The organism is Paenibacillus xylanivorans, assembly GCF_001280595.1.
Lineage (GTDB): Bacteria > Bacillota > Bacilli > Paenibacillales > Paenibacillaceae > Paenibacillus > Paenibacillus xylanivorans.
In genome coordinates, this window is the sequence record NZ_LITU01000034.1 from 1 (window position 1) to 568 (window position 568).

The 568-nt window shown below is 51.2% G+C and carries 1 pseudogene; it reads left to right on the top strand.

The features are described from left to right. Window positions 1–33: 33 nt before the first annotated feature. A pseudogene (locus AMS66_RS33080) lies at window positions 34–568 on the top strand (hypothetical protein); the annotation flags it as partial.

Here is a 568-nt window from a genome sequence, read left to right on the forward strand (position 1 = left end):
GCAGGAACAGCACATAAATATCGTGTACGGGCTTTGACCTACACCAACACAAGTGCATGGACAGCCATTTTGACGCAAAGCGCACTGCCTGCTTCCGTTAGCGGATTGGCTATTAGCTCGGTAACGAATGTGGCGATTGCACTAAAATGGAACGCAGTAACCGGAGCTACGGGATATGACCTGGAGATTGACGGTACAGTCGTCGCTACTACTGGCGTTGCCTACACGAAAAGTGGTCTTGCAGCAAACACAGATCACACATTCCGCATCCGCTCGAAGAATGCCGCAGGTGTTGGAACATGGAGTGATTTAATCAGCGGAACCACGCAATTGAACACCCCAGTATTGAAAGCGACGTCGGAAGAAACGGCTATTAACCTGACGTGGGCAGAAATCGCCGACGCTACGAAATATGAGGTGGAAGCCGATGGTGTGGTAGTAGCGACAGTGAACGAACCTTCGTACACGCACAGCAGCTTGCTCGCAGGAACAGCACATAAATATCGCGTACGTGCTCTGACCGACACCAACACAAGTGCGTGGACAGCCATTTTGACGCAAAGCACGT